The following is a 15769-nucleotide window of genomic DNA, read 5'->3' as shown; positions in this document are numbered from 1 at the left end:
TTGAGACCGCAAGGTCTCTTTTTTTATGTCTAAAGTAGCAAAGTAAAAAAGTAAAGGTAAAGAAGATTTTTTAGGCTCAAAGAAATATACGATGGTATACAAAGCGTGCAACCTCAATAATGTAAAGTATAATAAAAAGCAGTCATAAGATGATTTCAATTAGAAATCAATTTATGACTGTTTTTCTTACTATGTGTTAAATTAACAATGAATATAACATCTTATTTTCATTAATATAAATATTGGAAGGATCGAAATGATTTACACGTTGTTTGAGTTGTATTAAATCATCATGATCTTTAAGTTGAATACCAATAATGACAGTACCTGTATTTTGAGAAGATTTTTTTAAGTATTCAAATTTTGTAATATCGTCTTGTGGGCCTAAAACATCATTTACAAATTCTCTTAATGCACCAGGGCGTTGAGGGAAGTTTAAAATAAAATAATGTTTCATTTCTTCATATAATAAAGAACGTTCTTCAATTTCCTTCATACGATTAATATCATTATTACCACCACTAATGACACAAACAACAGTTTTACCCTTAATGTGGTCTTTGTAGTTTTCAAGAGCACTCACACTTAATGCGCCAGCAGGTTCTGCTACAATTGCTTGTTTTGAATACATATCTAAAATCGTAGAACAAACTGCACCTTCATCTACTTGAACGTAATCATCTACATTTTCTTTTGCAATTTCAAATGTAATATCGCCAACTCTAGCTACAGATGCACCGTCCACAAATTTATCGATATTAGGCAATGTGACTACCTGATTATTTACCACAACAGATTCATACATACTACTTGCACCTGAAGGTTCAACACCTATAATTTTCGTGGTAGGTGAATAGGTTTTAAAGTAAGTACTAATACCTGAAATTAAACCGCCACCACCAATTGCGGCAAATAGATAATCAAAGTTAACATTGTCAGACTTTGCTTGTTCTAGCATTTCTTTAGCAAGCGTACCTTGTCCAGAAATTGTATGAACATTATTGAATGGATCTATAAAGTTCATTTGATGTTCACTTGTATAAGTTAAAGCTTCAGCTAAACAGTGATCAAATGTATCACCAGTGAGTACAACTTCAACGTTACTATTTCCAAAGAACTTTACTTGATTTACCTTTTGTAAAGGTGTAGTGACTGGCATAAAGATAACAGCGTTTAAATTAAGTTTTTTAGCTGTATAGGCAACACCTTGAGCATGATTACCTGCACTTGCACATGTAATACCTTTACTTTTAGCTTCATCTGATAAAACAGAAATAGCGTTGTAAGCACCTCTTAATTTAAAAGAACGTACCCATTGTAAATCTTCTCGTTTTAAATAGACTTTACAATCATACTTTTGAGATAAGTAATGGTCTAATTGTAAAGGTGTTTCTTTGACAATATCTTTAAGTCTTAAAAATGCTTCATCGATATCTTTCGTAGAAACTGTTGTTTTGACTGTCATAATATTCAACTCCCTTAAAGTGATTTTTCATATTTTTCTATTAATGATTCATATTGTAGGGTGATTGCAATGTCATCTAATCCATTTACTAATTTATTCTTCCAAGTTTCATCAATTTCAAAATGGAAACTCTTGTCTGGTGATGACACAGTTTGATTTGGTAAATCGACCTCAATTTCAACATATTTAGCAAGATGTTCACGGGCACTTTTTTCTAAAACGATAGGCAACATCGCATTTTTAGTGCAATTCATATAAAAAATGTCACTGAAACTTCCTGCAATAATAATATGAAAACCATAGTCCTTAAGAGCCCAAGCAGCATGTTCACGACTTGAACCACATCCAAAATTATCTCCAGTAATTAAAATAGAAGCCCCTTTATATTGTGGTTTGTTAGGATTGAAATCTGGATTATCTGAACCATCTGGTAAATAACGCCATTCATCAAAAGCAAATGGACCGAAACCACTTTTTGAAATACGCTTTAAGTGTACCTTAGGAATGATTTGGTCTGTATCGATATTGTCGTTGAAGAGAGGGACTATTTTACCTTTATATGTTGTAATAGGTTTGATTGCTGCCATTTAAACAACCACCTTTCTTACGTCCACAAATTTACCATGAATAGCTGCTGCTGCTGCCATAGCAGGGGATACTAAATGTGTTCTTGCACCTTTGCCTTGTCGTCCTTCAAAGTTTCGATTACTTGTAGATGCACAATGTACGCCCTCAGGTACTTGGTCAGGATTCATGCCTAAACACATTGAACATCCTGGTTCACGCCATTCAAATCCTGCATTTTTAAAGATAGTATCTAGACCTAATTTTTCTGCTTCTTTTTTTACTGTACGAGAACCTGGTACGACAATAGCTGTAATATTTGGATGAACTTTATTTCCTTTAACAATATGACTAGCTTCAATCAAATCTGATAGTCTAGCATTTGTACATGAACCGAGAAAAACATACCCTAAGTCGATGTCTTCAGCTTTTTGACCTGGTTCTAACCCCATATAATCATACGCACGTTGATCGTTGATATCTTTGATTTCAGGGAATGGTTCACTGAAATTAACACCCATTTCAGGATTAGTTCCCCATGTCACTTGTGGTTCTAATGTTGAAACATCAAGTTCAATTACACGATCAAATATCGCGTCGTCATCAGAATATAGCTCACGCCACTTATCAACTGATTTAGCGAAGTTATCGGCAAATGGTCTCCCTTTAACATATTCAAATGTTATATCATCAGGTTGGATTATGCCGTATTTGGCACCACCTTCGATAGCCATGTTACAAATAGTCATTCGACCGTCCATTGAAAGGTTTTTAATTGTTTCGCCAGTAAATTCCAAAGCATAGCCTGTACCAAAATCAACACCATACGTTTTAATTAAATGCAGAATAATGTCCTTAGCATAGACGCCTGTTGGTAAGGTACCATTAATATCGATTTTTAAGTTTTTGGGTTTTGTTTGCCATAGCGTTTGAGTTGCGAAAACATGTTCAACTTCACTTGTTCCAATTCCAAATGCAATAGCACCAAATGCTCCATGTGTTGCTGTGTGAGAGTCACCACAAACGATTGTTTTGCCGGGCTGTGTAAGTCCTGTCTCAGGTCCTACCATGTGAACAATACCTTGTTCATCAGAGCCCATATCAAAAATATGCACCCCAAAATCTATGGCGTTTTTTTGTAATGTTGCGATTTGTTTGTTTGCAATTTCATCTTTAATATTGAAAATATCAATAGTAGGAACATTGTGATCGAGTGTTGCAAATGTTAAATCTGGGCGTCTTAATTTTCTGTTTTGAAGCCTAAGTCCTTCAAATGCTTGAGGAGAAGTAACTTCATGTATAAGGTGTAAATCAATGTATAATAGTTGCGGTTCGCCCAATTTCCCGTATAACACATGTCTGTTCCACACCTTGTCAAATAATGTTTGACCCATTTACATCTCCCCCTTAGTGATTCAATTTTTGAGATAGAATTTCGAAAATATCAGTAGTATTCAATTTGCCGCCTAAATCTGCTGTCGTTTGCCCATGTTCAATCATGTTATAAATATGTTGTTCTAATTCATCTGCAGCATCTGGTTGATTTAAGCTTTCACGTAAACACATCGCTAAAGATAGAATCATTCCAAATGGATTGGCAACGTTTTTACCTGCAATATCTGGTGCTGATCCATGAATAGGCTCATACAATCTTGGACCATCGTTACTAAAACTAGCAGAAGGTGATAAACCAAGTGAACCAGGAATCACTGAAGCTTCATCACTTAAAATATCGCCAAATAAGTTTTCACATACGATGACGTCAAATTGTTTTGGATTTGTGATTAAATGCATACTACAAGCATCAACAAGTAAGTGATTTACTGTTACTTCTGGATATAATTGACTTACTTCATTTACGACTTTGCGCCACAATTTACTAGAAGCTAATACATTTTCTTTATCAACTGATGTTAGTTTTCCTCGTCTTGAAGCGGCCAATTTAAATGCTACGTGAACAATGCGTTCTATTTCTTCTCTTGTATAAGTAAGAGAATCTAAGGCCTCGTGATTATTAAAATGTCTAGGTTCTCCAAAATAAATACCACTTGTCAATTCACGGACTATAACTAAATCTGTGCCTTCAACGCGTTCTTCCTTTAAAGGTGATAAAGAACTAGCGCCTTTGACAACGGTAGTGGGGCGTATATTTGCAAATAAATTTAAGGATTTACGCAATTTTAATAATCCTTGTTCTGGTCGATTGTTAGGATCTGTCCATTTAGGTCCACCGATTGCACCCAGTAAAATAGCATCTGCTCTTTTACACGCATTTAAGGTTTTCTCAGTTAAAGGTTCGCCGAATGTATCAATAGAGGCACCACCAAATTCGTGGTGCTCTATTTGATAATTAAAGTTATATTTATTACTTATAATTTCAAGCAATGATAGAGATCCGTTCAAAATTTCTGGACCGATTCCATCACCAGGTAGGGCAACAATGTTATAAGTCATAATTAATTACCTACCTTTTCAACATTTTCAGCTGCAAATTTAGCATGTGCTTCTACGTATGCTTTACAAGAGGCTTGTAAAATATCATGATCAATACCAAAGCCATTGACAGTCTTACCTTCAATCAATAAATTTACATGTACTTCTGCTTGGGCATCAGTACCTTCAGTGACAGAATTAATACGATAATCAATTAATTCTGTTTCTTTCTGGAAAATACGATCAACTGCATTGTAAATTGCTACGATTGAACCAGTACCAATACTTGAATCCTGGTAAATATGCCCCTCTTTATCTTTAACAACAACAACAGCACTTTGAAGGCCGCTAGAGACATATTGTAGTTGCAGTGTTTCCAATTTATAAAGTGCTTGATGCTCATGCTCAGAACCTTGAATAATCGCATGAATATCTCTATCTGAAACAGATTTCTTTTTGTCCGCAATGGCCTTGAATTGTTTAAATAAATCTATTTGCGCTTCTTTATCAATGTCATAACCTAATGCTTTTAACTTCTCTGAGAAGGCGTGTTTACCAGATAATTTTCCTAATGGAAGTTCAGTCGTGCTTACACCAACAAGTTGAGGTGTCATAATTTCATATGTTTCACGATGTTTTAATACGCCATCTTGGTGAATACCTGATTCATGACTAAATGCATTTTGGCCAACAATTGCTTTATTTCTAGGCACTCGAATACCTGCATATCTTGAAATTAAATCCGATGTTTTTTTAGTTTCTTCGAGATTAAGAGCAGTTTGAGCACCATAATGATCATTTCGAACGTATAGTGCAAGCGCGACTTCTTCAAGTGCTGCATTACCTGCTCGTTCACCAATACCATTTACAGTGCCTTCAATTCGTCTCGCACCGCCTTCAATTGCAGCTAAACTATTTGAAACAGCCATTCCTAAATCGTCATGGCAATGAGCACTATAAATAATTTCATTTGAAGATGTTACAGATTCTGTTAAGGTTTTGAAAATATGTGCATATTCATCATGGTAACTGTAGCCGACTGTATCAGGAATATTAATAACTGTAGCTCCAGCGTCAACGGCAGTTTGTACACATTTCACTAAGAATGGTAATTCAGTACGCGTTGCATCTTCAGGTGAAAATTGAACAACGTCAAATAATTGTTTCGCGTATGTGACATGTTCTTTAATAGATGCTAAAACGTCTTCTTGAGACATTTTAAGTTTATGTTCAAGATGAATAGGTGATGTTGCTATAAAAACATGCACGACCGGCTTCGCTGCATCTTTTGTTGCTTCATATACAGCATCGATGTCAGATTTTTTACATCTAGCTAAACCACATACAGCCGTTGTTGTTAATGTTTGTGCAATTGCTTGAACAGATTTAAAGCTACCTGTACTTGAAGCAGGAAATCCAGCTTCAATAACATCTACACCCCATTTTTCTAATTGCAATGCAATACGCAAGCGTTCATCAAAAGTAAAATTCACTCCTGGTGTTTGTTCACCGTCTCTTAGTGTCGTATCAAAAATTTGAATATGACTACTCATATTTAACAACTCCTCATTGTAGGTCTATCTTATTTTTCAATGCTTTTAGATTTAATAAAAGGCATCATTTCGCGTAATTCACGACCAACTTTTTCAATTTGATGACCATGTTGTTCTTCGCGTAATTTATAAAATTCTTTGAATCCATTTTTATTGTCTTCGATAAAGCGATTACTGAAGTTACCATTTTGGATATCAGTTAATACAGCTTTCATATTTTCTTTAACATCTGGTGTGATAACACGTGGTCCTGAAACATAGTCACCAAATTCAGCAGTATTTGAAATTGAGTAACGTACATTTTCCATACCGCCTTCATACATCAAATCAACGATTAATTTCATTTCATGTAATACTTCAAAATAAGCTAATTCTGGTTGATAACCCGCTTCTACTAATGTTTCAAAGCCACTTTGAATTAATTTCGATACACCACCGCAAAGTACTGCTTGTTCACCAAATAAATCTGTCTCAGTTTCTTCTTTAAATGTTGTTTCAATAACACCTGCACGAGTTGCACCAATACCTTTTGCATAACTTAAAGCAATATTACGTGCTTGACCTGAAGCGTCTTGTTGAATACCAAATAGTGATGGTACAGCAGAACCTTCAACAAATGTACGTCTAACTAAATGACCCGGTCCTTTAGGAGCTACTAAAAATACATCAACATCAGCTGGTGGTTGAATAACACCAAAATGAATGTTAAAGCCATGAGCAAATGCAAGCGCATTATGTTTTTCTAAATTTGGTTCAATTTCGTTTTTGTATACATCACCTTGAATTTCATCAGGTAATAGCACCATAATTACATCAGCTTGCTTAACTGCTTCTGCAACAGGGAACACATCAAATCCATCTTCTTTAGCTTTGTCAAAAGAACGACCTGGGCGAATACCGATGACTACATCATATCCATTGTCTTTTAAGTTTTGTGCATGCGCGTGGCCTTGTGATCCATAACCTACTACTGCAATTTTTTTGCCTTGTAAAGCGTCCGTTTTTACATCTTGATCATAATAAACTGTTGTCATAATAAATTCCTCCAAATAATTAAATATTTTGTTTTTTGAAAATTCTGAAATATAACTTTGTAATAGTGGCAGATGTTAACTAGCAGCCTATGATATATCTATAACTAATTAGCGCATCATTGCCTTTGTCTTAAAATTAAGCTTCGTTATCAACAAGGTCGTAGCATTCAACCGTTAAAACATTAATTTGTTGCTTCAATTTTTTAATTAATATATGAAGTGATGTATCATCTTGAATATCGACTTGAATTTCCATGTTAGAAATCCCAGGTTGTTCAGAATGTGTAACATGTAATGTATCGATATTATATTGTAGGCGAACAAAAGCACTTGTAATTCGATTTAGCGTGCTGACTTGATCCGCAACTTGTAATTTAAGAATTCTTGTCATTATAAGCCCTCCATTTCATGATTTGATTTGCCACTCGGAACCATTGGGGTTACAGCTTCAGTAGGGGAAATACGAACCTCAATTAAAGCTGGTCCTTGATAAGCAAACGCTGCATCTAATTGTTCTTCCAGTTGTTCTGGCTTATCGATTAAGAAACCTTTGACGCCATATGCTTCTGCCATTTTCATAAAATCAGGTTGACCATTAAATACTGAGTGTGAGAAGCGTTGATTAAAGAACTTATCTTGCCATTGTTTAACCATACCTAATGTTCCATTATTGATTAGTACGATTTTGACATCTAAACCATATTCGGGTAAAAGTGCCATTTCTTGGTTTGTCATTTGGAAACCACCGTCACCGACGAAACATACGACTGTTTTATCAGGATTAGCTAATTTGGCACCAATTGACGAAGGAATACCGAATCCCATTGTTCCTAAACCACCGCTTGTAACCCATTGTCCGTGATTTTTAAATGGATAAAATTGAGCTGCCCACATTTGATGTTGTCCCACGTCTGTAGTAACAATTGCTTCACCATTTGTAATTTTGCCGATATATTCGATTGTTTGTTGTGGCTTACAAAATACTTGATCTTCTTCACCAAGTTTAAATGGGTGTTTCTGCTTATTATTTTGACAATGTTTAACCCAGTCACTGTGTTCTATAGTCTCAACATTTTTATCATTTAAACATTCTAAAAATCTTTTACAGTCTGCAATAATACCTAAATCTACATGAATAACTTTATTGATTTCTGAAGGATCAATATCTACATGTACAATTTTGGCGTTAGGTGCAAAGGCATCAGGTTTGCTTGCTAATCTATCATCGAAGCGGCTACCTAAATTAATGAGTAAATCACACTCAGTTAATGCCATGTTACTAGCATAAGAACCATGCATACCTCCCATACCTAAAAATAGTGTATCCTCATAAGGTACAGCACCTAGACCTAGTAAAGTAGTAACTGTTGGGATTTGATGTTTATTAACAAACTGTGTTAATAATTGATTTGATTTTGATTGATTAATACCTGCGCCGGCTAATACGACAGGCTTTTTCGCTTCTTTTAAAAGTGAGATGAAAGTGTCAATGTCTTTATTTTCTGGTTCTGTAACAACTTCATAACCTGGAATATTGATTTCGTCGCATAAATCCACATTTGTAGCTAAAACACCCATATCTTTTGGAAAATCAATCACTACAGGACCTTTGCGTCCAGAATTAGCTACATGGAAAGCTTCGTGTACGATTTTAGGGATATCTTCAACACGTTTCACTTGATAATTTTGTTTTGTAATTGGTGAAGTCATAGATAGAATATCCGCTTCTTGGAATGCATCTTTACCAATGCCTGGTGTAGCAACTTGTCCGGTGAATACAACTAGAGGTAAAGAGTCGCAATGTGCATCCGTAATACCTGTCATTACATTAGTTGCACCTGGACCGCTTGTAACTACAACGACGCCAGTTTTACCAGATACACGTGCATAACCTTCTGCAGCATGAACAGCACCTTGTTCGTGTCTTGCTAAAATATGTTTGATTTTACCATCATAAAACGTGTCATATAAAGGTAGTACGGCACCACCAGGATAACCGAATAAATAATCCACATTTTCTTTAAGTAGAGCTTCTACTAGCACTTCTGATCCTGAACGCATATCATTTAAAGTTTTTTCATTTAGTTGTTCAGGTTCAAGTGATTCAGCCATTTTTAAAGGGTCAATATTTTGGTTTACTTCATGTTGAGTTTTAGACATTTTAACCATCTCCAATATAAAAATAAATTAAATTAAATTCTCAGGGACTTGCATGACGCCACCTGTATTTGCGCTAGTTACTAGGGCAGTATAACGAGCTAGATAACCTGTTTTTACTTTCGCTTTAAATGGTGTTAAAGATTCTCGGCGACGCGCTAGAACATCTTCAGGCTGGTTTACGTTTAATGTACGATTTGTTAAATCAATAGTAATCTCATCTCCATCTTCAATTAAGGCAATTGGTCCACCAGATGCAGCTTCAGGGGAAATATGACCAACTGCAATACCTCTTGTGGCACCGGAAAAACGCCCATCAGTAATTAATGCAACATCTTTACCTAAGCCGCGACCAACAATAGAGGAAGTAGGTGCTAACATTTCAGGCATACCTGGTCCACCTTTAGGTCCTTCATATCTAATGACAACGACGTGGCCTGCACGAACGGTACGATTGTCTATTGCTTCAACAGCTTCATCATGCGAATTGAAACAAATTGCTTTCCCAGTAAATGTTTTGATAGATGGATCAACGCCGCCAACTTTAATAACTGCGCCTTTAGGGGCGATATTACCAAATAAGATAGATAAACCGCCTTGTGCATCATATGGTGCATCAAGAGGGTGAATGACATCAAAGTTCTTAATTTCTTTGCCTTCGTTATTTTCACGTAACGTTTTGCCAGTAACTGTGATTCTATCTGGGTGTAAAGTGCCATCTTTCTTCATCAATTCATTAATAATTGCTGGGACGCCACCAGCTTCATGCACATCATGCATTGAATACGATGAACTAGGTGCTATTTTTGATAAATATGGCGTGCGTTTGGCAATAGCATTAATGCGCTCTAAGTCATAATCAATACCAGCTTCATTGGCAATGGCTAACGTATGCAGTACCGTGTTTGTTGAACCACCCATAGCCATATCAAGTGCAAATGCATCATCAATTGCTTCGCGAGTAACGATATCACGTGGTTTTAAATCATTTTTAATATTTTCAACTAATTTAAAAGCTGCTTGGCGAATCATTTCGCGTCGCTGATCACTGACTGCAAGTGCAGTACCGTTGTATGGTAATGCTAGACCTAAAACTTCCATCAAACAGTTCATTGAATTTGCAGTAAACATCCCAGCACATGAACCACAAGTAGGGCAGGCATTTTGTTCCATATCTAAAAATTCTTCTTTAGAAATCGATCCTTCTTTAAATGCGCCGACTGCTTCAAACATTGATGAAAGTGTTAATGCTTTTCCATGTGCAGATAAGCCAGCTTTCATTGGTCCACCAGAGCAAAAGATAGCTGGTACGTTTGTCCTCATGGCTGCTAAAATCATACCGGGTGTAATCTTGTCACAATTAGGAATGTAAAATACGCCGTCAAACCAATGAGCGTTAATTACAGTTTCAGCTGCATCTGCAATAATTTCACGTGATGGTAGAGAATATCGCATTCCGATATGTCCCATAGCTATTCCATCATCAACACCAATTGTATTGAATTCAAATGGAATGGCACCGGCTTCTCTAATTGCTTCTTTAGCTATATCTGCAAGCTCTCTCAAGTGAACATGTCCAGGAACAATATCAATATAAGAGTTACAAATAGCTACAAATGGTTTGTTCATATCAGTTGGACTTTTTAGCGCGCCCGTGGCATGTAAAAGACTTCTTGCTGGTGCTTGGTGATCTCCTTTTTTGATCATGTCGCTTCGCATAGTAAATTCCCCCGTAAATTTTAATGATTAATCATGTTTTATAGTAATAAAAATAAGTAATTGAAAGATAAAACATAAAAAAACGTCCCAATATTATTGGGACGTTTACAAGTCCCATTCAAACAGAAATAGGACTTAAAGCGTTTAGTAAATATTTACTAACGTTCGAGTCCTAAAGAGTATAATAAAATAATAATATTTGAAGTTGTCGGTTGATGTTCAGTATATTGATTAAGCATTTTATTATACTCCTTCCGTGAATGGTATATATCACTTTAATAGTTAGAATTGTCTAAAAATTTGATAAATTTAATTTACTATATCTGCTTTAGTATGTCAACAAATATTTTAAATTTTCTTACAATTAACTTTGAATAGATAATCTGTTTCAAAGATAAGAAATTTAAGTTGAAATTTGTTACAATATAAAGGTTAAATATAAAGTTAGATACGATTGAACAATGGATAATCATTTTTATGAATGAAAAGCATAATATAGGAGAATCAACATTGATAAAGATAAATAATTTAGATGAAATGAATCAATTTGCTATATTTTTAGTTGAGCAATTGAAAAGTGGTGATTTGATTTTACTTAACGGAGATTTAGGAGCAGGTAAAACAACGTTAACGCAATTTATAGGAAAAGCTCTTGGTGTAAGACGTACGATTAATTCCCCGACATTTAACATCATTAAATCATATAGGGGTAAAAATTTAAAATTGCATCATATGGATTGTTATCGCTTAGAAGATTCTGATGAAGATTTAGGGTTTGATGAATTTTTCGAAGATCAGGCAATTACTGTTATTGAATGGAGTCAATTTATAAAAGATTTACTTCCAGCGACGCATTTATCTATTAATATTTCAACAATATCTGAAAATACAAGACAAATTGAGTTGTTCGCGCAAGGAGAACATTTTGAACAAATTAAGGAGGCAATTATTCATGAATTCGCTGCTCATTGATACATCGAATCAACCATTATCAGTAGCATTGATGCAAAACGATGAAGTTTTAGCTGAAATAACTACGGATTCTAAACAAAATCATTCAGTGCAATTAATGCCTGCGATTAGTCAGCTATTTGAGCAGAGCAAAATAGCTAAACAGCAATTAGATGCGATTATTGTTGCTGAAGGTCCTGGTTCATATACTGGCTTACGTATCGGTGTTACTGTTGCTAAAACATTAGCGTATGCGTTAGATGTTAAATTATATGGTGTTTCATCATTAAAGGCATTGGCAGCAACAATCGACCATACTGATAAATTATTGGTTCCTGTGTTTGATGCAAGACGACAAGCAGTTTATACAGGCATATTCCAGTGGCAAAATGGTCAATTAGTGACTATTTTAGAAGATCAATATATGTCGATAGAGGCATTGCGAGCTTTTTTAGAAGATTTAAACCAACCATTTATTTATATTGGGAAAGATACTATAAAATTACAAGATGAATTACAAGGTGAAGTGATTGCGCAGCTACCAAATGCATCAGTCATGTATCAATTGATAGATAAACCTTCAGACGTACATACATTTACTCCTAAATACCATAAATTAGCTGAGGCGGAACGAAATTGGATCAACAGTCAAAAGAACAATTAAACATTAGAGAGATGACTAAAGAAGATGTGCCACAAGTCTTTGATATTGAGCGTCGGAGTTTCAATGACAGTTCTTGGACAATTGACGCATTTTATCATGAAATAGAGCAAAATAACTTTGCGAAATATTTTGTCTTAGAATTTGAACAACAAATTATTGGTTATTTAGGTTTATGGATTGTTATCGATCAAGCTCAAATTACAACAGTTGCAATCGATGATAATTATAGAGGCTATGGTTTAGGTCAAATGCTTTTAAAATACGGAATAAACTATGCAAGTCACACTTGTGATGTGATGAGTTTAGAAGTAAGAGTTAATAATAAAGTGGCACAACATGTATATGAAAATTTAGGATTTCAATATGGTGGTAAACGTAAAAATTATTATGGTGAAGGTGAGGACGCAATGGTTATGTGGGTGAATTTAAATGACTAAAGATATATTAATACTAGCTGTTGAAACAAGTTGTGATGAAACAAGCGTTAGTGTTATAAAAAATGGGAGAGAGATTTTATCAAATACAGTTTTAAGTCAGATTGAAAGTCATAAACGATTTGGCGGTGTCGTTCCCGAAGTGGCAAGTAGACATCACGTTGAAGGTATAACAACAACAATAAACGAGGCTCTAGTGGATGCCGATGTATCAATGGAAGATATTGATGCCATAGCGGTTACAGAAGGCCCTGGACTAATTGGTGCGTTACTAATAGGTGTTAATGCAGCCAAAGCATTGGCATTTGCTTACGATAAGCCACTTATTCCTGTTCATCATATTGCAGGACATATATATGCTAATCACATAGAAGAGCCATTAACATTCCCGCTAATTGCACTTATTGTTTCAGGTGGACATACTGAATTAGTTTATATGAAAGATCATTTATCATTTGAAGTCATTGGTGAAACACGAGATGACGCAGTAGGTGAGGCTTATGATAAAGTGGCACGAACAATTGGTTTAAATTATCCAGGTGGTCCACAAGTTGATCGGTTGGCTGCTGAAGGTGAAGATACTTATTCATTCCCTCGTGTTTGGTTGGATAAAGATAGTTATGATTTTAGTTTTAGTGGGTTGAAAAGTGCCGTGATCAATCAACTTCACAATCAACGACAAAAAAATATTCCAATCATTGAAGCTAACGTAGCAACGAGCTTTCAAAATAGTGTTGTAGAGGTGCTTACGTTTAAAGCTATTCAAGCTTGTAAAGAATATAGTGTTCAGCGATTAATTGTTGCTGGTGGCGTGGCGAGTAATAAAGGATTACGTCAATCTTTAGCGGATCAATGCAAAGTCAATGACATTCAATTAACTATCCCAAGTCCTAAATTATGCACAGATAATGCTGCAATGATAGGCGTTGCCGGCCACTATTTGTATCAGCAAGGTCGATTTGCTGATTTAGCATTAAATGGGCACAGCAATATAGATTTAGAAGAGTATTCTGCAGAATAAAATAAACGTCAGTTATTAACATGATTACGATGAACATTATTGAAACTGTTCATAGTCTTCTGTCATGTGATAGCTGACGTTTTTATATTTAAAGTTAAATGCTAAATTTTCGGGACATTATCTTTTGCTCGTTCATATATTTTTGCTGGAAATGAAGTGATTTTTAATAATTCGATGGCATTACGTGTATTTGCTTTGCCAGGCTTAATTTTGTAATCAAAATGTATGTTATTATTTTCTATTACCTCATTGAAATGATAATTTTCATAACGTTGTTTTAAGAGTTCAGCTAACTCAATATCATGTGTTGCTGCAATAACTCTAAAGTTAGATTTTTCATGTAAAAATGATAGTACTGATTCTGAAGCGGCAATTCGTTCAGTTGTGTTGGTACCTTTAAAAATTTCATCTATAAAGCAGTATATTTTTTGATTATCTGGAATTTCAACAATACGCTTAATAGATTTTAATTCAGCCATAAAATAACTATCGCCTGATAACACATCATCGGCATTTGCCATTGACGTGAACACAATTCCAGGTTGATATACAAATTTGCTTGCGGTAACTGTTTGTATAGCCGATGCAAGAATAATGTTTATTGCTATGGATTTCATAAATGTTGATTTACCCGAAGCATTAGACCCAGTTAACAGTATATTTTGTGATAGTGAGAAATCATTGGCTACTGCATCTGCTATGAGTGGATGTGTTAACTCAGAGAATACTATGCCATCATTTGAATCATCAATTTGTGGTTCAGTATAACATTCTAGCGTTCTACGATACATTGCTAATGCATAATGATTATCTAATTCAGCTATGTAATCGAAACAATTTTTAAGCTCATTCATATGTGTTGTATAGCTTTTTTGAATTGAATGAAATAAAACATAATCAAGCATGAAAATAAGTTTAACTAGTTTAATTACCATAGCTCCGATATCTTCATCATTAACTTCAGCTAAAACACTCGTTAAATGACGTGCTGTTCTAAATTGCTTAAAATTGACTTCAGGTTGTGGAACATGTTTAATTTTTGAGATAGTATAGCCTTGTTTTAAAACATTGGATGCATAAAAGATAGATTTTAAGTCATCCTCATATGTACGCTTTAAAGTTGCTGATAAAATGATATTAAATAGGCAACTCATAAGAAATAATAAAATACCAACTTGTGAATTAATAAATATAACTGCAAATGAGATAACTGGTAAAAACGGGCATAGAAACAATATATTTTGACGTTTTACCGGTGTGATTTGGTCTGGAAATGTTGGATAAACAGCTTTACCAATCAAAGCTAAATGATATGTTACGTTTTTTCTAAATTCAGCATTATCATTAAATAAACTAAGTAATGATTTGTTCGTAATTGAAAGCATTCCACGTAAACAGGCATATAGCTTCATTTCACCAATAGCTGTTAAATTATAATTCATCTTATGAAAAATTGCATTCATATTTAAGTCGGACCAAGTTTTATCATCAACTAATGAATGTGATTCAAATTTTTCCTTGTAGAGCTTATACTCATAGTCGAAATGTGAGTTCGGTCTGATAAAAGCTTCTAATGGAGAAATCGTTTGCCATAATGTTTCCATTGATTTTAATAGACGTTGACGACTCATGTATCGTCCAACAATTCCTATTACAGATGTAAGTAGAATAATTGCTATAACAAATATTAAAAATGTTTGATTTGTGCTCATAAGTATCCCCTTATTTATTTTTAATAATGTGTTTGATCTTGAGCTAACCACATCATTCGAAT

15 protein-coding genes are annotated in these 15769 nt (G+C 34.7%); 4 read left to right on the top strand and 11 right to left on the bottom strand.

The features are described 5' to 3' along the window. Positions 1-196 precede the first annotated feature (196 nt). The 10 genes from ilvA to HMPREF3247_RS02570 all read right to left on the bottom strand — a co-directional run bounded on the left by ilvA (position 197) and on the right by HMPREF3247_RS02570 (position 11398). Positions 197-1465, bottom strand: coding sequence for a threonine ammonia-lyase IlvA (gene ilvA / locus HMPREF3247_RS02615; protein WP_000216853.1), 1269 nt, complete (start codon positions 1463-1465; stop codon positions 197-199). A 14-nt stretch (positions 1466-1479) separates the two neighbouring features. Further along, positions 1480-2052: a 3-isopropylmalate dehydratase small subunit gene (gene leuD / locus HMPREF3247_RS02610; RefSeq protein WP_000718952.1), complete on the bottom strand. Its 573-nt coding sequence runs from the start codon at positions 2050-2052 to the stop codon at positions 1480-1482. Next, positions 2053-3423: a 3-isopropylmalate dehydratase large subunit gene (gene leuC / locus HMPREF3247_RS02605; RefSeq protein WP_000531817.1), complete on the bottom strand. Its 1371-nt coding sequence runs from the start codon at positions 3421-3423 to the stop codon at positions 2053-2055. It lies immediately after the preceding gene. Positions 3424-3436: 13 nt separating this feature from the next. After that, a complete protein-coding gene (leuB, locus tag HMPREF3247_RS02600) occupies positions 3437-4483 on the bottom strand; it encodes a 3-isopropylmalate dehydrogenase (protein WP_000221945.1) in 1047 nt (348 codons plus the stop codon). A gap of 2 nt (positions 4484-4485) precedes the next feature. Then, positions 4486-6015: a 2-isopropylmalate synthase gene (locus HMPREF3247_RS02595; RefSeq protein ID WP_000094576.1), complete on the bottom strand. Its 1530-nt coding sequence runs from the start codon at positions 6013-6015 to the stop codon at positions 4486-4488. Between the two features lie 29 nt (positions 6016-6044). Continuing rightward, entirely contained in the window at positions 6045-7049 is a 1005-nt protein-coding gene (ilvC, locus tag HMPREF3247_RS02590; RefSeq protein WP_000214552.1) for a ketol-acid reductoisomerase, read from the bottom strand. 136 nt (positions 7050-7185) lie between these two features. Further along, a complete protein-coding gene (locus HMPREF3247_RS02585) occupies positions 7186-7440 on the bottom strand; it encodes an ACT domain-containing protein (RefSeq protein WP_000196911.1) in 255 nt (84 codons plus the stop codon). Beyond that, complete coding sequence (gene ilvB, locus HMPREF3247_RS02580) at positions 7440-9209, bottom strand: biosynthetic-type acetolactate synthase large subunit (protein WP_000047820.1); 1770 nt, start codon at positions 9207-9209, stop codon at positions 7440-7442. The genes HMPREF3247_RS02585 and ilvB overlap by 1 nt, the downstream gene beginning before the upstream one ends. 27 nt (positions 9210-9236) lie before the next feature. Continuing rightward, on the bottom strand, positions 9237-10925 hold the full coding sequence (gene ilvD / locus HMPREF3247_RS02575; RefSeq protein WP_001255780.1) for a dihydroxy-acid dehydratase: 1689 nt from the start codon (positions 10923-10925) through the stop codon (positions 9237-9239). 317 nt (positions 10926-11242) lie between these two features. Next, positions 11243-11398, bottom strand: coding sequence for a hypothetical protein (locus HMPREF3247_RS02570; protein ID WP_001789600.1), 156 nt, complete (start codon positions 11396-11398; stop codon positions 11243-11245). Positions 11399-11435: 37 nt separating this feature from the next. On the opposite strand from HMPREF3247_RS02570, the gene tsaE reads away from it, so the two are divergent. From tsaE to tsaD, 4 genes are read left to right on the top strand one after another with little or no spacing between them, the layout of a single operon-like run. Continuing rightward, positions 11436-11897, top strand: a complete 462-nt coding sequence (gene tsaE, locus HMPREF3247_RS02565; RefSeq protein ID WP_000590797.1) for a tRNA (adenosine(37)-N6)-threonylcarbamoyltransferase complex ATPase subunit type 1 TsaE — start codon at positions 11436-11438, stop codon at positions 11895-11897. Then, positions 11878-12540 (top strand): tRNA (adenosine(37)-N6)-threonylcarbamoyltransferase complex dimerization subunit type 1 TsaB, encoded by a 663-nt coding sequence (gene tsaB / locus HMPREF3247_RS02560; RefSeq protein WP_001086736.1) that lies wholly within the window; start codon positions 11878-11880, stop codon positions 12538-12540. Before tsaE ends, tsaB begins: the two co-directional genes overlap by 20 nt. Next, positions 12513-12977: a ribosomal protein S18-alanine N-acetyltransferase gene (gene rimI, locus HMPREF3247_RS02555; protein WP_000372755.1), complete on the top strand. Its 465-nt coding sequence runs from the start codon at positions 12513-12515 to the stop codon at positions 12975-12977. The genes tsaB and rimI overlap by 28 nt, the downstream gene beginning before the upstream one ends. After that, positions 12970-13995 carry a tRNA (adenosine(37)-N6)-threonylcarbamoyltransferase complex transferase subunit TsaD gene (gene tsaD, locus HMPREF3247_RS02550; protein WP_000159053.1) on the top strand — a complete coding sequence of 342 codons (1026 nt, stop codon included), beginning with the start codon at positions 12970-12972 and terminating at the stop codon, positions 13993-13995. The genes rimI and tsaD overlap by 8 nt, the downstream gene beginning before the upstream one ends. Positions 13996-14096: 101 nt before the next feature. On the opposite strand, the gene HMPREF3247_RS02545 is transcribed toward tsaD, so the two are convergent. Next, the gene (locus tag HMPREF3247_RS02545; protein ID WP_000106325.1) at positions 14097-15707 is read right to left on the bottom strand and encodes a MutS family DNA mismatch repair protein; all 1611 of its coding nucleotides are present in this window, start codon (positions 15705-15707) and stop codon (positions 14097-14099) included. Positions 15708-15769: the final 62 nt, after the last annotated feature.

Source organism: Staphylococcus sp. HMSC36A10, assembly GCF_001838845.1.
Lineage (GTDB): Bacteria > Bacillota > Bacilli > Staphylococcales > Staphylococcaceae > Staphylococcus > Staphylococcus aureus.
This window is presented reverse-complemented; position numbering and strand designations above follow the sequence as displayed.